Consider the following 20,790-nt stretch of genomic DNA (forward strand, 5'->3'; position numbering starts at 1 on the left):
CATTCTTGGATACTATAAATCCACGAGATATCTAAAATCATAAAAAAAGTGACTAATTTTGAATTATGGGGGAAATCTTAAATTGACAGTTCATTTTAGGTTCAACTTGAAATAGGGACGCTGAGGAGGTATAGCAGTGGGCAATGAAAATGACAAAGAGCATGCTTCTCAATTAAATCGTCAACCATGGGAGCCTGCAGGTGTAGTCAGTGTTGTCGATGATGATCAGACACCGAAATACGGGACAAATGGTCGAAAAAATGCAAAAGGAGGCCAGCTTACACTCGAAGTCGATGAGGTATTTCATAATCGAGGAATTATGGAAGGGACTCAGTTAAATAGTAATAAAGAATAAATTTCACTCACAAAATTACAAATTACAAATTAAAACAGGCTCCTAATCAGCGAGCCTGTTTTCTACAAAGGATTGAGTGAAGAGAAGCAGCAGAAGAATTACCGGAGAAAAAATAAGGAGTACGTCGTAATGAGACAGAAGACTATTTGGGAGGAACTTATTAAACCTACCATTGTGGCTTACCTTTTGGCAATTACAATCCCAGCAAGTATTGCACTTGTTTATTATGTGTACAATATTTACTTTTAAAAGTTTACTATATAATTTAACGGTTTAGTCAGGGGTCAAATCAAAGAAAGCGCCGTCCAATATACCTGATATAGGACTTGGATGAACTAAGATACCTTTTCCGAAACATAAATAGTGCATATAAAATAGTACATAGTTATGTTAGAAAATACACTTTTAAAGATATTATTTTCTTGATACAATATAGTAACATGGTAATTGAAAGGTTAAGGATGATTTGATGAATGTTATAATTTTTACGAGTAGTCCTAATCAAGATGGATTAACGGCAGCCTGTGGGAATGCTGCCAAAGAAGGTGTTCTCGCAGCAGGAGGAAATGTGAAGTTAGTCAATCTAAATCGGCAAAAGATCGGTCATTGTCATGCTTGTGGCAGTGGATGGGGTCCCTGTCGAAATGACCATGAATGTCAAGTTCAAGATGAATTTCAAGCACTGCACGCTTCTTTAGCAGGTTTTGATGCTTTTGTTTTCGTGACCCCCGTTTATTTTGGCGAGATGAGCGAATCAGCTAAAACGTTCACGGATCGTCTTCGCCGCTGCGAAGCCTTTAGAGAGAAGTCTTACTTGGAAGGCAAGCCGATCATAGAAATAGCAGCTGCAGGGGGAAGTGGAAATGGACTCACCTCATGCCTTACTTCCCTGGAAAGACTTTTTCTGGCAGTGAAAGCAGAAAAATTTGACTTAATTGGAGTTACTCAAAAAAATAAAAGCTATAAACTTGAGACCATCAAAGCTGCGGCCAAAGAAATGGCGACTTCGTATAAACCTAAAAATTAATGACAAATTTATACATGCTTTCTGAAGCCAGCGACAAGTTTGTCGTTGGTTTTTCTATTAGTACTCTCATTAATGGATTTTTTAATCATGAATTTACAACCTCCTGCTTAAAAATAGGTTTGTTTTAAGCAGGGCATTCTTTCGGGAGCTGTAACAATGGTGCTAATATAAAAATACCTGATCATTACCATTTTGCTTTATAATATCTGAGATTGACTAATAACAACTTGAATGCTAATCTGCAGTTGTGATGAAGAATTGAAGCCTTGAAATTAGGGAGGTGCTAATATGAATAAATTGATTGCCGGTTTAGTAAAATTTCGAACTCAAGATTATGAGGAGCATAAAAACTTATTTTGTCGCTTAAAGCGAGGTCAACAGCCTCACACTTTATTTATTGGCTGCTCTGATTCTCGAGTTGTTCCTGAACTAATTACCAAGTCTTTACCGGGCGAATTATTTGTGGTAAGGAATATCGCCAATATCGTTCCTCAGTATCACCAAGTCCTGGAACAGGAGGCTCCAATGTCAGCCACTACCGCTTGTATCGAGTATGCGGTGAATGTTTTAAAGGTCGAACAGATCATCATTTGCGGTCATTCGAATTGCGGAGGATGCAGCTCGATCTATCTTTCAGATGAGGAACTTAACCATTTGCCTGTTACTAAAAAATGGCTTGAACTTGCTCAAACGGTTAAAACGAGAGTTTTAGATGAATTAGGCGATCCAGACGATATAATGAAGAGAGAATGGTTAACAGAGCAAATCAATATTGTAGAACAAATTAAACATTTATTAACCTATCCTTTTATAGTTGAAAAATATAATAAGCGGGAAATTGATATCATTGGTATGTACTACACTATTGAAACTGGGGAGGTTTTCATATATAATGCCTCTAAAGGAGTTTTCGAATTGGCAAATTAAGCCATCTCCGACAATGGTTTGTTCATATGGATAAAATAATTATGCTAAAGGATCCTAGGTTGTAACAAACCCATGAAAATGGTTGTTGCAGCCTTTTGTTTTTTATTTTAATTGGAACCCAAAGAAGAGGGTTGCAGAGGAATGGGAAGATGAGAGCAAAACTCTGATTACCGGTGATGCCCTAAATGAATTGAGCGCTTATCCTTATCAGAAGGAAAGCGCTCGACTCATTTAGGGTGAGTATTAGAATAAAACAAACGAAGTTGACAGAATCTAAAAAGATAAGAAACGACTCCAAACTACTTCAGAGAAGGAATATTTCGAAACAATGTTGAAGTTATCTATAAACACTTCGATTTTGTGGTTCTGTCTTAGAAAAAAACTGATTTGGATACATTTTTAGATGCACTTTTAATTTTAGAAATAATTCTACAAGGATTAGGTGAGAATTATGCCGCTTCCAGAAAATAATCTATTGTTTGGCCTGGCCCCGAGATTAACGCCTGAACAGCGTGAATATGTGGATGCCATCTTTGATTATCAATTAGTAATGGTCAATGCGAAAGCAGGAACTGGGAAAACGACCTTGGCTGTTGCTTGTGCTAAGATTTTAAAAAAACCGCTTACTTATATTTTTAATCCGGTTCAAGAGGCTATTATGGGTTTTAGACCGGGAACTCAATCGGAAAAGGAGAGCATCTATCATCAGCCCCTAATTGATGCTCTTTTGGAAATCAATGAAAATCCTGTTCAGTGTATTTATAATGAAGAAGTTTTAGCTAATGAGGCTATTCGCAGAAAAGTCAGCGTAAAACGTGTTATGGATGGCATATGGTGTTATCCTAAAAGTCCCTTGTTTTTACGTGGGACCAACCTTAAAGATATGACAATTATCATTGATGAATGCCAGAATTTCACAGCCATCGAACTGCGAAAAATATTTACTCGAGTACACGATTCCTGTAAGGTAATTTGCATTGGTCATTCCGGTCAAACCGATATTCCCAGCTCAAAGAGCGGTTTTGTTCCCTATATGGAACATTTTAAAGGGCAACCCTATTGTAAGATAGTAAGCCTAACAAAGAACTTCCGAGGAGAACTCGCTAATTGGGCAGATACTTTTGAAATGGCCTAACTAGTGAATAAATTTAGCGCTTTATGATAAAACAGATCCCCGGCCTAAAGCTAAGGATCTGTTTTGGTATTCGTACTAATTAATTAAAATAAAATCATTTACCAGTCCACATATCTAAAACATTTTCATCGAAATAGCCGTAGGGAAGAAGGAAATAGCCATTATCTCCCCAATTTTCCCCCCAGGAATTACGGCAGATAACTACCCCTGAGTTATTATTATCGTCTTTGTATCCCACAGCTAATACTGCATGCCCACCAAGGTATTGTTCATCTTTTTGGGGGAGTGGTACAATTCCATTTTGGGCAACCTCTTGTGATTCAAAACTTTCATAGATTTTGATTCCGATGACAACGGGGTACCCTTTTGCTAAAGCTGTTTTGAGGTCCGATAAGTTCAGTACCCTGTGATATTCACTTATTCTAAAATGAAGAGCATCAATAAATGAAACAATGGGCGGGGTTTCTTTGAATTTTGTAATATCATAGGGCCAATCACTTTCCGGAGAACAGCCGAACTTATGCAGAACCTTCATACCATCCCGAATACTAGCTCCGGAATCTTCATCCACTGTTCCTTCCAGTTTGCGCTCTCCCCAATAAAGCCATAAACGGCTTAGAGGTGTCAATTTTCCGCTGCGAAGTTCCAGGTATTCGCGTAATCCAGAGGCAATTGCGTTAGCAGTACAACTGCCTAATTCACCTTGATCAACGACAGGGGAACATCCGCTCCGCAGATCTATGACGTGGGGGAGGGGCATTTGCTTATAGAGGGAGGAGTAAAATAGTTTATCCCTCTCGTCCGCCTTATCTTGTTTAAGCTTATACACTTTTTTTGCCATAGGTTTTCCTCACTTGCTAAATTTTCTGTAACGAATTCCCTTTGGAATCCGTTTCAAATTATAGTACGTGCGATTGTCCTAAAATGTGAATAAGCTGTTCGATGACCGAAATTATCTGGTTATATTTTGCATTGCGTTTTGAAATAAAATATTTTAATTCTTAACACATTCTTCATATAAAGATCACGGAAGAGTAACAATTATATTTTATGATAGTTACAACAAAACAAACGAAAAACAAACGAAAACTCCTCGCTCTTAAGCGGTTAACATAAAGGTTTTTTCATTTTTCTTTCCTCCTCCTTATTCCCCCCCTTGAAGAGGGGAATTTTTTTTGACGATCTATCAATGGGGAATGAAGTTTTAATTATCTCTTGGATTATCTCTCCGAGTTGTTGTATGATAATTTGATAGAGGGATATAAAGTCATAAACGAAAATGTATAGTTATAAGGGGGAATAGTGATTGTTGACCTTATCCTCTAAAATAGAATTTGTAAAATTTCTTAAGCAAAAATTTTTGGGTAAGAACTTAAAGTGTTTAGAGGTTTTATGTGTTGTAGAATGTACCATGGATTTCGGAATAGTGACCAACATTGATTTCGCCGATGATAAAGTTTCTGTATGGGGATCTGATTCAAATGTTTTTTGGATAAGACTCGATGATATCATCAATATAAATTATAATCCCAGGCAGGAAGACGTCTGCTTAGAACTTGAAGCTAAAAATGAAGTAAAAGTATTATTTTATCTTTAAGTTTTGTTGGCTAGCCTTCTCCGTTAAATTTCAGTACCCGAGCATTTAATTCTGCAGTTTGGTTAAAGTAAAAAGGGTTCAAAATTCAAGGAGGGGTTAACCATGGAGAACTTAGATAAAATACTTCAGGCTCAGGAGAAGGCCGAGCAAAATAAGAAACATCAGGGAAAAGGAAATCCCGATCGAAAGCTGCCCAATAAGCAGCACAGTACCAATAAATAACCATTAAGAGAATCTGAACAATTACGATCTTTTGCCAAACAGCATTAGATATTATATGCATGGAAAATTAGCCTGAGAGGACGTGCTGACGCCTTTCAGGTCTTTTCTTTTTATCCAATCGTGAGACTCCTTATGAAGAAAAGACAATAGAAAAAAGAAAAGCTCTCGTCTGAGAGCTTAGGTATAAATTAAGTCCTATTTAACGTGGTCTAATATTAACCTTGTAACGCATTCCTCGCAGTTAAGTATTTCTTCAGAATTGGGTAATTTGTTTCTGGTAGAGCAATCAGGGTGAATTTGCTCGCAAAGTCCACCGATGACGTTACCTTTGAACGATTGCATTAAAGTAATTCCCCGAAACAATACTTCGCACCCCGCAATAGTTTCAGTATCATCTGTCCAATCGTCAAAATCGGATAGTGCCTCTGCAACTTCGTTATATTGGGTATATTCAGGATTATTCGCTTGGAATGGTTTGGCAACGACCCATATTTTATTAGGATTATCTTTCAACATAGTATGGCCCTCCATATTCTGACGTACATAATGCAGCAAACTGACTCCAACGATATTTTACCTTATATTCTGAACTGAGTCCATGTATTTTCTTACTTGATCTTTTGGTGGGTGAATACTCCCGTTCAGCTGCTAACTATTACAGGTATAATTAGTTTATTTGTTAGGGATATTGTCAAATATTGAGTAAACAAGTATTATACTAAGAGCTCCCCGTGAGAAAAGCTTAAATTTTATGGATCAAATAATGCAGGAACAAGGGGAGGAGCAATAAAATTACGGGAAAATGATAGAATAATTGTTTAAATGCCTTAGGAATCTTTATATTTTCTTTATGCTTTGCAGGATGATATTTAGACAATTTTTATGGAGTTTTAGGCTATAATAAGTCAGCATTTGAATTTTGCTATTCTTTTTATAATTTGCCTTTGACGCTAAAGTTTTGTGTGCAGGTGATTCAATCATGAAAGACCAAGGAAAACTGACTGTATTTCTGGGTGCGGCTGCAGGAGTGGGCAAGACGTATGCCATGTTAGAAGCAGCAAGGGAACGATTAACCGAAGGTGTGGATGTGGTTATTGGTTTCGCTGAAACTCATGGGCAGGCGGAAACTGAGGCTTTGCTTAAAGGCATTCCTATTATCGCTAAAACCCAAGACTATCTAGGCAACCACTCTGAAGAAGTTGATTTAGACGTCCTTTTAGCGCATCGACCTCAACTGGTAGTCGTTGATGAATTAGCCCACACAAATATCCCTGGATTGCGTCATAAGAAACGCTATCAGGATGTCGAAGAGTTATTGGTTTCAGGAATTGATGTTTATACCACATTGAATATTCAGCATCTAGAGAGTCTTAACGATGTTGTAGCTCAAATAACAGGAGTTACAGTAAAGGAGACCGTGCCTGATCGTATTCTGGAAATGGCTTCGCAAATTCAGATGGTGGACATTACACCTGATGAGCTGATACAGAGGCTTAAAGAGGGCAAAGTTTATGTCCCCGGAGAAGCCGCCGAAGCGATTCAGAAATTCTTTCGTCCTGGAAATATTAATGCTCTGCGGGAAATGTCTTTGCGCTATACCGCCAAGCGGGTGGATTGCCAGATGGAATCCTATATGCGGAATCATGGCATTGCAGGTCCCTGGCCATCGGGAGAAAAGGTTATGGTATGTGTAAGCGGCAATCCTTTTTCTGTCAAGCTGATTCGGACTGCGAAAAGAATGGCAGCACGGCAAAACTCAGAATGGTTGGCTGTCCATGTAGTTCTTCCAGGTGGGCCGCCCCAGAATGAAGCTGAAAAGGACAGTATTGAACAAAACCTGCGTATAGCTGAAAAATTAGGCGCAGAAATTGTTACTCCCCATGGAGATGACATCGTTGAAGAACTCTTGACATTGGCTCGTAAGCGTAATGTTTCTCAAGTTATTATCGGGAAACCGGAGCGAACTCGTTTTCAGGAATTATTGCATGGTTCTATTGTTGATAAAGTGATCCGCAAGAATCATGGTATCAGTGTACACGTTATATCAGGGCGGAAGGAAGTATCAGAACGAGAACTAAAGCTGAAAACAATTGAAACGGATGAAAGTTCTTCTAAAAGACACATCTCTCCTCGATGGCCTTGGGCAACAGCACCTTATTTGATGTCCATTGTAATGATGACAGCTTTGACAGTTGCAGTAGCACCTATTGAGTCTTTTCTGGGTCCGGTTAATATTCCTATGCTTTATTTGCTGCCTGTTCTTCTCATCGCTGCCCGCTGGGGTAAGTTACCTGCTGTAATTACAGCTGGGATAGGTGTTGTTATCTTCGATTATTTTTTTGTACCGCCTTTCTATACCTTTACGGTCTATGATTTTCGTTATGTAATAAGTTTTGTTATTTTAATATTTGCCGGTTTTGTAACTGGAACTCTTTCCGGTCGTTTAACAGACCAGATCAATTATTCCCGGCAGCGTGAGCAGCAGGCTTCCGCGTTATATTCTCTTAGCCGTGATCTAACGGCAGTTGATAAGCTGGAGAGAGTTTTGGATAGTATTGCCCGTAAGATTGGCGAAACGTTAGATGGTCAGGTTGTTATTTTGCTGCCTGATGAACGAAATAATTTAGTTATGCGGCAAAGTTCAACAACAGATCACTTTATGACTGAAAGCGAAATGACGGCAGCCAATTGGGTCTATGAGAGAGGACAAAAGGCAGGAAAAGGAACTGAGACTTTAGGGTCAGCCAAAGGGCTGTATCTCCCTTTAGTTACAGAGCAAGGCACCCAAGGAGTATTGGGGATTTGCTTTTTTCAGGAAAAAGAAATCGTCAATCCTCAACAAATCCGTTTTTTAGATGCCTTTGCCGGTTTGGCTGCCCTGGCAATCAATCGCATAAAATTAGCTGACGAGGCAAGACAAGCTCATGCTTTAGCTGAATCGGAACGCCTGCGTACGGCTTTATTCAATTCTTTATCTCATGACTTAAGAACACCGCTATCCTCAATTATCGGGGCAGCCACAGGACTCTTGGAGGACCATGATTCTGTCTATTCGCCGGATGCAAGAAATGATTTATTACAGACGATTTTGCAAGGTGCTGAAAGAATGAATCGCTTTGTCAATAATCTCTTGGATATGGCCCGACTGGAAAGCGGAATGCTCAAACTGCATAAAGATTGGTGCGATATTCAGGATATTATTGGCGTGGCTATTAACCGTTTAGATATCGTTCTGGCCAAACGATTTCTTGATATAAAGATTCCGGCGGGGCTGCCTTTAGTCCAAGCGGATTATGCATTGATAGAGCAAGTCTTAGTTAACTTGCTGGACAATGCAGTTAAGTATTCGGATCCGGCAAGTAAAATCCTCATTTATGTCAAGCAAGTTGGAAAAACCTTAGAAATTGCTGTAGCCAATCGGGGAAATCCTATTCCTGAAACCGATTTGAGTAAGGTATTTGACAAGTTCTATCGACTGAGCTCTCCGCTTCAAGTCAGTGGCTCAGGTTTGGGTTTGTCGATTTGCAAAGGGATTATTGAAGCTCATAACGGGGATATCTGGGCGGAAAATAATGAACTCGGCGGCGTAACCATTATCTTTAATTTACCCTTAGATTATGATCTCTCCGATCAAGTTCAAGTCGAAGGAGGAGATTAACATAGATACGAAAGGACATCGAATCTTAATCATTGATGATGAAACACAGATTCGCAGGTTTCTGAGGGTCAGTTTAACCAGCCATGGGTATGAGGTGAGAGAAGCAGGAACGGGCCAAGCCGGTTTAGACGAAGTTGCCTTAAACAGTACAGATCTTGTGATTTTGGATTTAGGGCTGCCAGATATAAACGGAATGGACGTTCTCAATAAAATAAGGGAGTGGTCAAAGGTTCCAATCATCATTTTATCCGTTAAAGAACAGGAGGCGGATAAGATTACTGCCCTGGATAATGGAGCAGATGATTATGTGACAAAGCCTTTTAGTATGGGTGAATTGCTGGCCCGAATGCGGGCAGCCTTACGTCATTCGGAAAGAGTTGAAGAAGAACCGATCTTAAAATTCAATGACTTAGTGCTCGATTTATCTCATCGCCAGGTTAGAGTATCTGAGAGCGAAATTAAACTGACTCCGACGGAATATGAGCTTATGAAAAATCTGGGATTAAATGCAGGTAAAGTTTTGACCCATAAATTTCTCCTGCGAACTGTCTGGGGGCCGGCGTACGAAAATGATACTCAGTATTTAAGGGTGTTTATGGGGCAAATTCGCCGCAAAATTGAAATTGACCCCTCACGCCCCCGCCATATTATCACCGAACCTGGGGTAGGTTACCGATTATTATAACTAGTTATTTTTCTAGCAGCTGCATGGGTAAAAAAGAAAAAAGAGAGACACTATATAAGGAAAAGATCGGAGGAGAATAGTATGGCTTCTGCCAGTAAAAAGTTATTTTGGTTAAAGCTAAGAACATTAATATTCGGACATCCTCTTGAAACACAGAGTGCGGAAAGTCATAAAATTGGAGTTTTCGGCGGGATTCCGGTCTTCGGATCTGATGTCATTTCTTCTCAGGGCTATGCTCCGGATGCAATATTATACGTGCTAATCTTAGCTGGAACTGCCGGTTATGCAGCGTCCATGAAGGTCACAGGTGCCATTGTATTGCTTCTTGCAAGCATTTTAATGCTCTACCGGCGTACTATTCAAAAATATGCTCAAGGAGGAGGCTCCTATACTGTTGCCAATGCCTATTTGGGGGAAAAAGCAGGTTTGCTGGCCGGTGCGAGTCTGAGCATTGATTATATTCTTACAGTTGCAGTTAGCGTTAGTTCGGCCGTTGAGAATTTGACCGGAATCTTCCGTTGGTTGGAACCGACCCCCCATAAAGTTTTAGCCGATTGTATTATTATCATTTTTATGACCGTGGTCAACTTACGGGGCCTCAAAGAATCAGCGAAACTTTTTGCTATACCCGTATATATGTATATCATCAGCATTTTTAGCCTAGTTGGGTTTGGTTTAATAAAGTATTTAATTTATGGAATTACCCCCATACCCTATTCTCATGCTATCATTGCGGCAAATACTCAGAGTCTGACCTTATTTCTCTTTCTTAAAGCCATGGCAGCCGGTACAACGGCTTTAACGGGGACAGAGGCAGTAAGTAATGGTGTAACCGCTTTCAAAGCTCCTGCCCAGAAACGAGCCATTCATACCTTATTTATCCTTGGTTCTATTGTCGCAGTCGGCCTTATAGGCTTGGTATTTCTGGCGAGTAAATATCATTTAGTCCCCAGTGATGACAATACAATCATTAATCAACTCGGACTGTTAATTTTCGGCAGAACAATTATGTATTATATTTTAATGGCAGGTATTGGAATTATTTTGGTCATCGCAGCAAATACGCCTTTCGTGGGTTTGCCAATTCTCTTAAGTCTCATGGCTCGTGACGGGTATGCTCCTCGTTATTTCAAAAACTTAGGCGATCGCTTGGTTTATAGTGCAGGAATCTGGACCTTGAGTATTATTGGAATCATTTTAATCGTTATCTTTGATGGTGATACCCACAGCATGCTGCCCTTATATGCAATTGGTGTTTTTATCAGCTTTTCTCTGACAGGTTTTGGCTTAGCTAAACATTGTATTGAGACTAGACCAAAGGGTTACTACAAAGATTTAATAATCTTTTTATTTGGCGGACTAATATCATTTTTGGTCTTTATTATCTTTTTGATTACTAAATTTATGGAAGGTGCATGGTTAGTTGCCATAATCATTCCTTTACTCATGTTCTTCTTCCATGTTGTCTCGAAAGTTTACAAACGTGAAATCACCCTTATTAAACCGACTAAAGAAGACATCGAAGCATTTAATAAGGAGATTGCCAGAATTGCCAATCGTCGTTCTAATGTTGAGCTTTCTGAATATCGGAGCAAGATCGTTATTCCTGTATTTGATTTGAACAGAATTGTTCTTAAGGCTCTTCAATACGGCTATGAGCTAACGCCCTTAATATCGGCCGTACACATAGCTTCGGATAAGGAAAGGACTGAGAAACTCCAAAGACATTGGAAACAAAACAATATCCAAATCGATTTGGATATTGTAGATTCTCCATATAGAGCTACGGTTCATGATTTGTTAGGTTACTTGGACACTCTCGAAAAAGACCCTAACTTTACAACAGTAACATTGGTCATTCCGGAATTTGTCCCGCCTAAGATATGGCAGAATTTCTTGCACAATCAGACGGGACAACTGATGAAGCTATTGCTTTTATTGCACAAGAATATTTTAGTAACAAGTGTTCCTTATCATACACCTGAGGAAGAATAAGTGGAAAGACATTATTTTAAGAGTTATTTACCTGGGGCTGTCTTTGGGACAGTCCCTTTTTGGGGCGTAGGTATGAAAATAGCAATAATCTAGCACAGTAAATCGGGAAATGCATGAGAATTAATGAGATGGAGCGGAGTATAGAAGCCGGCTGGGTGATTGACACCTTTGCTGGCTTTTCTTTTGAAAAATACATTATAAATTTATGGGAATAATAAATATTGCTTTCCGGTTTGTTCAAATCTAAAATAGGGGAGAAAATTATGGAGAATAAAAATAAAGGTATGTCTGCGGGGCATCTGACCATGATGGCTTTAGGAAGCGTTATCGGGGGTTCGTTTTTCTTGGGAACATCGGTTGCAATGAATGCCGCAGGGCCTTCTATTTTAATATCCTTTATTTTCGCCGGAATACTAGTTTATTTTATCCTCTTTGCTTTGTCGGAAATGACGGTGGCTAATCCTTACGGTGGCTCCTTTAGTACCTTTGCAGCAGAAGAGCTGGGTGAGGGGACAGGCTTTGTTGTGGGGTGGGTATACTGGACCGGTACAATTTTCTCCATGTCCAGTGAGGCTACGGCTATCCCAATTCTTCTGCGGCAATGGATTCCTAATCTGCCCATAGGTCTAATAGGGACCTTTCTAATCGTAGGCGTTACACTCTTAAATCTCCTTGGTTCACATTGGCTAAGTAGGCTTGAAAGTGGTCTCTCTTCAATAAAATTAATGGCTATTGTGTTTTTCATTATCTTAGGGGTTGTTCTTATTTTTGGCATTATCCCAGGAACACGACCCATTGGAGCTGGAGAATTAGTTCATGAGCCATTAATGCCCGGGGGATTGAAAGGAATCGCCGGAAGTATGCTAATTGTTATTTTTGCTTATGCCGGTTTTGAGATTATAGGTTTAGCTGCCTCAGAAGCCAAGAATCCACAAAAAACGATCCCGAAAGCGATTGCTTATACTGTCTTATCCCTTGTTGGGTTATATATTCTCTATGCGGCTGTTCTCTTGCCCTTGGTTCCTACAGCCGTACTTAGTGATAATATGAGTCCAATGGTTATGTCTCTTAATCGGAGAGGAATACTGTGGGCTGGTACCGTCCTTAATGGGGTGCTGATTTCAGCGAGCCTTTCTGCTATGTTAGCTGCAGTTTTTGGCTTAGGCCGCATGATCAGGTCTTTAGGCGATGAAGGACATGCTCCTAAGTGGCTGAAGGATAAGACTGAAGTTCCTTATCGCGGAATCTTATTTTCCGGTATGGCTATGCTCTTAGGATTAGGTTTTGGCCACTTGTTTCCGAGTGTTTACCTTGTCTTAATCACTTCCGGCGGCTTTGCTCTTCTATTTACTTATGCAGTTATAATGGCTTGCCACATTCGTTTTCGGACAAAGAAAGGATGCCCTCCCCATGGAAAATGCCAGATGCCTGGCTTTCCCTATACCTCCTGGTTTGCTTTAATCAGCATGATTTTGGTCTTTATTAGTATGCCGTTTATTCCGGGACAGAGCTCCGGATTAGTAACAGGTATTGTTATGGTCATACTCTATTCCCTCATTTATTTGGGGATGAGAATATTTAGACCTCAAATATCGGCAAAAAGCATCTTAAAAACACGAGACTTGGTGATAGATCACTACCATAGAAATTTGTCCACTGAATTCTCTGAGGAATTGGCAGCTAAAATACATAGTAAAACCAAGTGTAACCAAGGAAAAGAGAGGTAGATTATATTCTCCTCTCTTTTCCTTATATCCCGGTAATCTTAGAAGCAATGAACTCCCAGGGCACTCCATGTTTTGCTGCCAACAATTCCATCTTGAACTAATCCCATGCTTGATTGAAACGAGAGTACTGCTGTTTTAGTTATTGGCCCAAAAACCCCATCAATCATTCCTGTGTAAAATCCTCTTTGTTTTAATATCCCTTGAAGATTAATGACAGCCGGTCCAGTTGTCCATTCATAAAGAGTTGGACAGTGATCGCTTGGCGATGAACCACAGTGCACCCCGAGAGCGCTCCATGTATTCTTTCCCACAATTCCATCCTGAACTAAGTTATTTTTCGCTTGAAACGATAACACTGCTGTTTTAGTCATGGGCCCAAAAATCCCATCAATTTTTCCGGGGGAATTTCCACTAGCTCGTAGAAGTTCCTGTAATTTCATAACTTCGTGACCAGTCGAGCCTTCCCTCAAGACGGAGCATATAGGATAATCGTGAGAATGATCATGACCATGGTGGCGATTCAAAATTCCATCCCTCCTTTTTTGCATTGTATGTTAACTTAACCATCTATGTTAAGGAGGACAATGTAATTTATAGTGTTTTTTATCTTAAGGTTATTATCCTTTTGTTCAGGTCAGAGGTGCCAAAAATAAGCGTTTTTCAGCTTCCTGAAAGATAATAAAAAGTAATATTTACATGCATGATATACCATGTTATAATGCTACTGTAATTTTTACCAATTGAGAACAAAGGCGTTCCCAAAGGAGCGTTTTTCTATTTTTAAGAATTTCCGAAAGAAAATGACCCCAATTTTATAATGTAAGATTTGTCCTATAGACAAAAAAACAAAAAAGGCTATGGGACATTGCGCAATAAGATCTCCGGACGCGGAGATCTTATATTTTATTTTGCCATAGGAGACAAAAGGACACCCAGTGGGTAAGATGAGTTCAGTATGCCTTAATACTAATGAGAGAAGCCTAGGAATGATGCCTAGGCAGTGAAACTAGAAATGGTATTGGTCCTTTGGAGGACGTGTTATGAGCAATCTTCGGAGCCCTCTTAATTCCTGGATAATTATTGACAATAAAAAAATTATAATGAGTAAAGCCGTAATAATCATCTCGTCCGCTCCTTTGCTACGGATGTTCATAATCAAATAATGCTTGATATAGATTATTCAGCATGTCCAAGGAAAGTTCCTTATCAGAATACTTGTCATATTGCGATGTAAAGATAATCTTATAAAAAAATAGAGCAGCCAAAACTGCTCAGTAAATGATGAAATCCCTTAATTATGACTTGGATCTGTATTCTCATTTGTGGGAATATCCGTCTTTTGGGCTATTATTTTTGTTTTTGGACTAACAATTCCGGGTTTGGGAGAATTTTTTTCTGGTAAGAAATTTGTATTGTTACTTTTACCTAAGGTTGCCATGTCTTTATCTCCTTTACATAAACTTATTTTAGTTTTTGCAAAAGAGTTTATTCTACAACAGCAATTTATTCCAGTTATGACGAAATCAGGGCCATTAGTCGGCAATTACATACCGTCTCCAGGGAATTCTTTGAGGATCTATTTGAGAGATATAATCTACAATATCTTTTTGCCCGTAATAAGTAGATTTTCCCTGCCAATCACGGCCTAATAGGATGATAGGCATACCGGGGAAGAGATGGCGATATGCATTTATAGCTTCTTCGTTTTGGCTAATATTCTGCACAACATCATGATCGACCAAAACTATAGCATATTTAACACCCTGATCATTTACAACAGAACCTGTAATTTGATAACTCATAATTTCTCTCCTTTAATAAATGATAATGTCTATTTCTTTTTGATCATCTAACTAAATTCGACATAAAAAGAGAAACACCTGTTTATGTGACATTTAAACATCATTGTAACTTAGATCAAGTTTGTAATTATGTAAATCAGGTCCTAGTATACCCCATTTAATTAATTCCATTAAAACAAATGTAGAGGGAGAATAAAAAGGATCTTAACCTGAGAATAGGGGAATTAAGTACTGGCAGAAGGGCGGTTATTAACTATCACTTATTCTCATAATCAAGTTAACAATAATGAATTTGCCTTTTATAGAATAAAGACTTAGAATTAGTATAACAAAAGATTACTTCGCTTTAGTAGCGATTGACATAGAGCGTAGTCTAACCCTTAACCACCTTTCATTACTATACCCCTCCCTGAGAGGGGATTTTTTTTTGTGATATTTCCTCAAAGGGTTACTTTTTATAAATTCTTCACATAATGATCAAAGAAGCATCACAAGTCTGCTTTACCATTATTATCAGCATGCAGCTAGTTCTATCCATAAGATCTATTCCTTCTTACAGTACCTCTCCAAGTGAGGGGTATTTCTTTTTAAGTATGCTGCTGTGATGTTTGCAGAGAGGTCACCAATATTAGTGTCATTATAATGTAATGGGACGTGAGGTAAGGTGAAACTAATTTTATTTCTTATACTAATTTTCGTTGACTGTGGTATCCTTATCAAGAATTTGCGCTGAATTAGCTTGAGTCAGAAATAGGTGGTACTATTCTTCTCATTTTAATATGGTCTCGTTCAGTAGTTAGCAGAAAAAATATAGCGGAAAACCCTAACACCAACATTTAATTAAGGTTGGTGTTATTTATTATGATATCCGAATTGCGAAAGGCACTGCCAGAGGGAGGTTCAAACAACCCAATAGCAGGAAAGATCTATTTCTTCATACGAAGATCTCCGAACGACACGATTCGACTAAGAAATTGTCGAAGGTATGTTATAATTGATGACAAATTTGGAAACTAGAAAAAGATTTTAGTTATAAGATTTGTTCCATTTTCTTGCAAACACAAACCTCCTCATGACAACAATTGAAACCAAAAATGGCTGGTTCGAGTAAGATAACTTTACCTAATCCTGCGCTAACATTTTAAGAGTTGCTCTGTGTACAATGAGAGCTTTGTCTGTGTATAGTACTTTGGTCCTAGGTGATTCACTAAAGTTTTATACAATATTTACCGATGTGAATAGATAGGAGCTATCCTGAATCGATCAAGTCATATTTAACAATTATTTATACTGATTCCAGCTGTTTCTGGTTATAAAGGAGGTATTCGTTTAGTGTAAAACATCACAAGTAACTCTATTTAAGAGGAACCCCTTTAATTTTCTTTACGCTAGAAAGGAGAGAAAGCGTTGTTTTTAATGAAAGATATATTTAGATCTCGTATGTATAATCGTAGGAGAAAATGGATATCCTGTCTGGCTATTTTGATATTGTTAATCTCGATGTTTCCAGCGACAGTTTTAGGAGTTTCTCCCTTTAGCATCACTACGACTCCATCGACCGTGACTGAAAGTGATGTAGAATCAATCGGCGGCTTTACGGCTACCTTTACCTTACCAACTGGGATAAAATGGGGAACAAGTATTGATTCTGTTACTTCGGGCACCATTAATTCCCTGTTGATTCCTAACTTAAAAAATGCCTTTCAATCTTCGTCCGATCAAGATCTATGGAACAAATTAATAAATAATGCACCCAATAGTAATTTCACAGTCAGTTCTGACCATACCAGCATCAGCATAGCATTCCCGGCATATACAAATTACGATATTCAACAGGACCAAACGATCACCTTTACCCCTCCTGCCTCCCTCTTGGAAGATTCGGCATCATCAAATATACCTGCGTCGAGCACCCTTACTATCACTGCAACTCCTAAAGCTATTCTCGCAGGTTCACTAATCGAGGGGGCCACCGAGGCAGATATCGTTTCTGGTGGTCGGACACTCAGTATAAAATTGGTCAATTGTCAATGGCCTAGCGATATTGCTACTAATGCCACTAAACGCATAACGCTTTTTAACGAATTAACTGCAACTGGTAACCAGCCAGAACAATGGAATACTAATGTTCGTAACGCTCTCATCAGTGCTCCGAATCCAAGCAGTGTTATTAATCGGCTCGATGATCATACAGTCATTATTACTTTGCCTGCAACGCCTTCATATAGTTATACCGGCCCGCAAACAGTAACATTGTCCGGACTTGACAAATCATTAATTCTAGATATGAGCGGAACGCCGTATGCTTCAGATTTAACCTTTATAGACAAGAATATTTTTACAATTAATGGCAACACAGTTGAAATGGTTTCTACCCCAACGTCTTTACAGGAAAATTCAATGAGTGGAGCAATTCTCACACTCATATTGAGCGGTAACTCTTGGGCTTCAGATTTGCCCTCAGATTACGGAAAAAAATCTGCACTTTTGAACGGTTTTACTGCGGCTTCAGATCAAGCCGCTTGGAATAATATCAAGACTGAAATTTTAGCTTCTGGTACATTTAGTCTGGCAACAGACAAATCTACAGATGATACTCTTAACATAAAGCTTCCGTCGGGAATTGATACAACTGTTTACAATATATCGGCTGACCAAACCGTAACTGTTCAAGTACCATCTACGGTACTTACTAACAATATTCCACTTTCAAATCAGTTATCATTTACGATCACCGCCAACCCTGCTGTTGCTGTCAGCGGAACTTTGACGCAAAAGTGCAATGAATTGGATATTGTTAATGGAGGCAAAACCATCATAGCCACCCTTACAAATGCTACTTGGGACTCGGATGTAACTATCAGTAAAACTAAGAGGGAAAAACTTATTGATGATCTGTTAAATACATCTTTAACATGGCCTGCCAATGCCCTCGATACCATTAAAGCAGGGGCAACTTATTCTTTAGATAATCCCCAACAAGTTACTATTACCCTTCCCCCGGTACCTGATTTCAATCTTTCAAGCGAATTAACAATATCACCTTCAATCCCATCTAGTGACGTAGCAATTTCAACCTCATCTACATCACTAATTCTTACCTCCGGTGTCCTTGAGTCTATTCCTTCATCATCGTATTTCTCCATTTCTCCAGTCAGTAATCAGACTGCAACCATTACTGGAACCATAAACTCGGCATCAGAGTCTGATATGGTTACCGGAGGGAAAACTCTGGTAATCACTTTAAGTAATGATGTCTGGGCTCCCGATATTGTCAGTAATAGCAATAAATTAAAAGCATTAATTGAAAATGGGCTTACGTCAACTACTACCGCTACTGATCCAGCCAATATTTTATCTTATTTAAGACAAGCCATTGAAAATAATCCTTCTAGTGTTGTCCGAACTGGTGACAAGATATTAACAATTACCCTTCCGCCAATTGCTAATTATCACCTCGATCAGGATCAAACTATCAATGTTAACATTCCAAATGGCACCACTGTTTCGGGTGTCCCTTACTATTTTACAACATCGATTGCAACCCCTATTAACGCCGGTTCAATAACGATCAAAGCTGTCACCGTTACCTTAAGTGGTACAGCAGTAACCGCTCCGCTGGATAGCAAGGCAGTAACTACAGGCGGCAAGACCATTATCCTTACCCTAAAAAATGCTACTTGGGCATCTGATGTAACGACCGAAGCAAAAGTCGCTAAACTTTTAGATTCTTTTACTTCAACCGGTTCTAACTGGAGCACAATTAAAGCTGCAATCAAACCTCAAAATATCACACGAAGCAATAGTGCTCTGACTATCAAGCTTCCGCCCATTTCAACTACTTTAACGAACTCTGAAACGGTTACGTTTGAAATCAACGGATCCGGTGATCCACTTCCTTTCCCGATGTTGATTAATGAGGCTTTAAGTTCCTCAAAGAATTTAACGGATACTGTTAATAAACTTCAAATTGGACAGGTAATTAGTTCGTATTCCGTCAATCTGACTACCTCAATTACTTCGGCTACCGACATAGTGTCAGGAGGCCAGACAATTAAAATTATACTTCTTGGAGGAATACAATGGGATCCAAGTTTGCCCACCACCAGCGCGAAGAAAAGTTCGCTGGTAAAAAGTTTTACTGCTGACACTAGTAGTGCAAGTTGGGCATTGGTTCAAGCTGCCCTAACTAGTAATTCTTCGAGCAAATATGTGATTTCCCAAACTTCTTATTCCAACGATACTCTTACTATAACGCTACCACCAGTGTCTAGTTACAATATTATTAAAAATCAGACAATCAGCTTGGCAAAGATCCCCAAAACGGTACTCTATCAAGCGACCGCTGATGTTCCTGTTAGTGCGCAAATAGTTATCAATATGCCCTCAACTACTGACCGGGGATACTTAGATTCTCTAATGAAGGATGGAAGCCTTGTAAATTATATTAATCAAATACCTTTAACTGATATTTATCTCGACGTACCAACGAAATATATCACCTCTATTGTATATCAACAGGCTACAGTTTCGAATACTGGCACTACTTCCTCTGGCGGCTCATCGTCGGTTACGGATACAATCAATTCGTTTGATATTTATACGGATCCCCATGTTGATTCCGTAAAAGTTGTAATAAATTCCACACCCTACACAAGTAGTACGCCTATTGATAGTACTACTGGACGGAAATTTAATATTGCATTTGCTACAGATAATTCCTCTTCCGCAACAACATCCACAACGAGTTCCACCTCTTCTTCTACATCCTTTGATATGACTATAACCGCAATGGAGGGCGGCAATGTTGTTCAAACTTGTTATGAAAAAATTAGTAGCCCAAAGACGTATAGCTTGGCTCCATCGACCGATCTGAGTGGCTATTACAGCTTGTACAGCTTGGTAAATAACTCAAGTCTGTTGTCAAATATTCTAAAATACTATTTACCGAGCGATTTAAAGGTTAGGACCCATTAATTTGATAAAGCTGGAGGTGTATATGGTGAAAAAATACTTTTCTCTTCTTTTAATAATAGTTTCCTTGTTAATTTGGGTAGCTCCGGCTCAAGCCGCAACTGTACCGGCAGGGTATACTACTTGGCAAATGCAGACAACTACAGATACCCATAAAGTTTGGACAGTAAAACTTAGTGCCCCGATGGACAGCGCTGGCGTTAATAAAGCTAATATTTATGTTACCGATGATAACGACAAGCTGGTAAGCACCACCTTAAGTCTCTCCTCTGACGGTCTTACGGTTCAAGTTAAACCTGTTTCCGCATACCTTGCGGGGAACAAATATTGGCTTTATATTAACGGAGATATCACTTTCAATGGGGGAAAGCAACACTTAGCTCAGTCTATTGTAATGCCGTTTATGATAACTACAGCGGGCACAGAGATCTATTCTGTATCAGATAGCTATTCGAGTTTGTTTTCGAATTTCTCTGTGGTTACAGGTCCGGATGTTTTTAGTGTCAAGATCAACTCGACCAATATGATATATCAAGGCAATAATAGCTACAGTGTGGGAATGGTTGGCCTGAAGCAGGGCAGTAAAGTGACAGTCTATGCATACGATAGCTCAGGGAAACTGCTGCAAAGTCAAGTCTATATTGTTAATTAACTCTTCTCTTACAGAAGACAACGTATATTTGATT

17 protein-coding genes are annotated in these 20,790 nt (G+C 39.1%); 12 read left to right on the forward strand and 5 right to left on the reverse strand.

From position 1 onward, the window contains the following. Positions 1 to 136 precede the first annotated feature (136 nt). The 4 genes from B5Y67_RS12400 to B5Y67_RS12415 all read left to right on the forward strand — a co-directional run bounded on the left by B5Y67_RS12400 (position 137) and on the right by B5Y67_RS12415 (position 3,444). Entirely contained in the window at positions 137 to 355 is a 219-nt protein-coding gene (locus B5Y67_RS12400) for a hypothetical protein (protein ID WP_088226735.1), read from the forward strand. A 469-nt stretch (positions 356 to 824) separates the two neighbouring features. Next, positions 825 to 1,382 (forward strand): flavodoxin family protein, encoded by a 558-nt coding sequence (locus B5Y67_RS12405; protein ID WP_088226736.1) that lies wholly within the window; start codon positions 825 to 827, stop codon positions 1,380 to 1,382. A 288-nt stretch (positions 1,383 to 1,670) separates the two neighbouring features. After that, on the forward strand, positions 1,671 to 2,309 hold the full coding sequence (locus B5Y67_RS12410) for a carbonic anhydrase (RefSeq protein WP_088226737.1): 639 nt from the start codon (positions 1,671 to 1,673) through the stop codon (positions 2,307 to 2,309). 451 nt (positions 2,310 to 2,760) lie between these two features. Continuing rightward, entirely contained in the window at positions 2,761 to 3,444 is a 684-nt protein-coding gene (locus B5Y67_RS12415; RefSeq protein ID WP_088226738.1) for a PhoH family protein, read from the forward strand. Positions 3,445 to 3,538: 94 nt separating this feature from the next. Here B5Y67_RS12415 and B5Y67_RS12420 read toward each other — a convergent pair whose 3' ends face one another. Further along, entirely contained in the window at positions 3,539 to 4,285 is a 747-nt protein-coding gene (locus tag B5Y67_RS12420) for a C1 family peptidase (protein WP_088226739.1), read from the reverse strand. A gap of 465 nt (positions 4,286 to 4,750) precedes the next feature. Here B5Y67_RS12420 and B5Y67_RS12425 point away from each other — a divergent pair, with 465 nt between their 5' ends. Further along, a complete protein-coding gene (locus tag B5Y67_RS12425) occupies positions 4,751 to 5,041 on the forward strand; it encodes a hypothetical protein (RefSeq protein WP_088226740.1) in 291 nt (96 codons plus the stop codon). 102 nt (positions 5,042 to 5,143) lie between these two features. Continuing rightward, the gene (locus B5Y67_RS12430) at positions 5,144 to 5,263 is read left to right on the forward strand and encodes a DUF4023 family protein (RefSeq protein ID WP_088226741.1); all 120 of its coding nucleotides are present in this window, start codon (positions 5,144 to 5,146) and stop codon (positions 5,261 to 5,263) included. Positions 5,264 to 5,458: 195 nt separating this feature from the next. Here the strand turns inward: B5Y67_RS12430 and B5Y67_RS12435 are convergent, their stop codons facing one another. After that, positions 5,459 to 5,779: a hypothetical protein gene (locus tag B5Y67_RS12435; RefSeq protein ID WP_088226742.1), complete on the reverse strand. Its 321-nt coding sequence runs from the start codon at positions 5,777 to 5,779 to the stop codon at positions 5,459 to 5,461. A gap of 463 nt (positions 5,780 to 6,242) precedes the next feature. Between B5Y67_RS12435 and B5Y67_RS12440 the strand changes: the two genes are divergently transcribed. From B5Y67_RS12440 to B5Y67_RS12455, 4 genes are all read left to right on the forward strand, one after another. Continuing rightward, positions 6,243 to 8,921 (forward strand): sensor histidine kinase KdpD, encoded by a 2,679-nt coding sequence (locus tag B5Y67_RS12440; protein WP_088226743.1) that lies wholly within the window; start codon positions 6,243 to 6,245, stop codon positions 8,919 to 8,921. Position 8,922: 1 nt separating this feature from the next. Then, positions 8,923 to 9,606 (forward strand): response regulator, encoded by a 684-nt coding sequence (locus B5Y67_RS12445; RefSeq protein WP_088226779.1) that lies wholly within the window; start codon positions 8,923 to 8,925, stop codon positions 9,604 to 9,606. A gap of 81 nt (positions 9,607 to 9,687) precedes the next feature. Further along, entirely contained in the window at positions 9,688 to 11,601 is a 1,914-nt protein-coding gene (locus B5Y67_RS12450) for an APC family permease (protein ID WP_088226744.1), read from the forward strand. A gap of 263 nt (positions 11,602 to 11,864) precedes the next feature. Next, positions 11,865 to 13,328: an amino acid permease gene (locus B5Y67_RS12455; protein ID WP_088226745.1), complete on the forward strand. Its 1,464-nt coding sequence runs from the start codon at positions 11,865 to 11,867 to the stop codon at positions 13,326 to 13,328. A gap of 38 nt (positions 13,329 to 13,366) precedes the next feature. Here B5Y67_RS12455 and B5Y67_RS12460 read toward each other — a convergent pair whose 3' ends face one another. The 3 genes from B5Y67_RS12460 to B5Y67_RS12465 all read right to left on the reverse strand — a co-directional run bounded on the left by B5Y67_RS12460 (position 13,367) and on the right by B5Y67_RS12465 (position 15,130). Further along, positions 13,367 to 13,852: a peptidoglycan-binding protein gene (locus B5Y67_RS12460; protein WP_242975949.1), complete on the reverse strand. Its 486-nt coding sequence runs from the start codon at positions 13,850 to 13,852 to the stop codon at positions 13,367 to 13,369. 767 nt (positions 13,853 to 14,619) lie between these two features. Further along, positions 14,620 to 14,766, reverse strand: coding sequence for a hypothetical protein (locus tag B5Y67_RS25370; protein ID WP_170932684.1), 147 nt, complete (start codon positions 14,764 to 14,766; stop codon positions 14,620 to 14,622). A 94-nt stretch (positions 14,767 to 14,860) separates the two neighbouring features. Beyond that, a complete protein-coding gene (locus B5Y67_RS12465) occupies positions 14,861 to 15,130 on the reverse strand; it encodes a hypothetical protein (RefSeq protein WP_088226747.1) in 270 nt (89 codons plus the stop codon). Positions 15,131 to 16,537: 1,407 nt separating this feature from the next. Here B5Y67_RS12465 and B5Y67_RS12470 point away from each other — a divergent pair. Together B5Y67_RS12470 and B5Y67_RS12475 are read left to right on the forward strand one after the other, a co-directional pair. Next, entirely contained in the window at positions 16,538 to 20,107 is a 3,570-nt protein-coding gene (locus B5Y67_RS12470; RefSeq protein WP_170932685.1) for a hypothetical protein, read from the forward strand. Positions 20,108 to 20,129: 22 nt separating this feature from the next. Then, positions 20,130 to 20,756, forward strand: coding sequence for an Ig-like domain-containing protein (locus tag B5Y67_RS12475; RefSeq protein WP_088226749.1), 627 nt, complete (start codon positions 20,130 to 20,132; stop codon positions 20,754 to 20,756). Positions 20,757 to 20,790: the final 34 nt, after the last annotated feature.

Source organism: Desulfosporosinus sp. FKB, from assembly GCF_002196705.1.
Lineage (GTDB): Bacteria > Bacillota > Desulfitobacteriia > Desulfitobacteriales > Desulfitobacteriaceae > Desulfosporosinus.

Coding starts and splice junctions, on each gene's coding strand:
- B5Y67_RS25370 (WP_170932684.1), bottom strand. CDS start 14,766: ATGGCAACCTTAGGTAAAAGTAACAATACAAATTTCTTACCAGAAAAA.
- B5Y67_RS12405 (WP_088226736.1), top strand. CDS start 825: ATGAATGTTATAATTTTTACGAGTAGTCCTAATCAAGATGGATTAACG.
- B5Y67_RS12420 (WP_088226739.1), bottom strand. CDS start 4,285: ATGGCAAAAAAAGTGTATAAGCTTAAACAAGATAAGGCGGACGAGAGG.
- B5Y67_RS12410 (WP_088226737.1), top strand. CDS start 1,671: ATGAATAAATTGATTGCCGGTTTAGTAAAATTTCGAACTCAAGATTAT.
- B5Y67_RS12465 (WP_088226747.1), bottom strand. CDS start 15,130: ATGAGTTATCAAATTACAGGTTCTGTTGTAAATGATCAGGGTGTTAAA.
- B5Y67_RS12435 (WP_088226742.1), bottom strand. CDS start 5,779: ATGTTGAAAGATAATCCTAATAAAATATGGGTCGTTGCCAAACCATTC.
- B5Y67_RS12430 (WP_088226741.1), top strand. CDS start 5,144: ATGGAGAACTTAGATAAAATACTTCAGGCTCAGGAGAAGGCCGAGCAA.
- B5Y67_RS12455 (WP_088226745.1), top strand. CDS start 11,865: ATGGAGAATAAAAATAAAGGTATGTCTGCGGGGCATCTGACCATGATG.
- B5Y67_RS12450 (WP_088226744.1), top strand. CDS start 9,688: ATGGCTTCTGCCAGTAAAAAGTTATTTTGGTTAAAGCTAAGAACATTA.
- B5Y67_RS12440 (WP_088226743.1), top strand. CDS start 6,243: ATGAAAGACCAAGGAAAACTGACTGTATTTCTGGGTGCGGCTGCAGGA.
- B5Y67_RS12475 (WP_088226749.1), top strand. CDS start 20,130: ATGGTGAAAAAATACTTTTCTCTTCTTTTAATAATAGTTTCCTTGTTA.
- B5Y67_RS12415 (WP_088226738.1), top strand. CDS start 2,761: ATGCCGCTTCCAGAAAATAATCTATTGTTTGGCCTGGCCCCGAGATTA.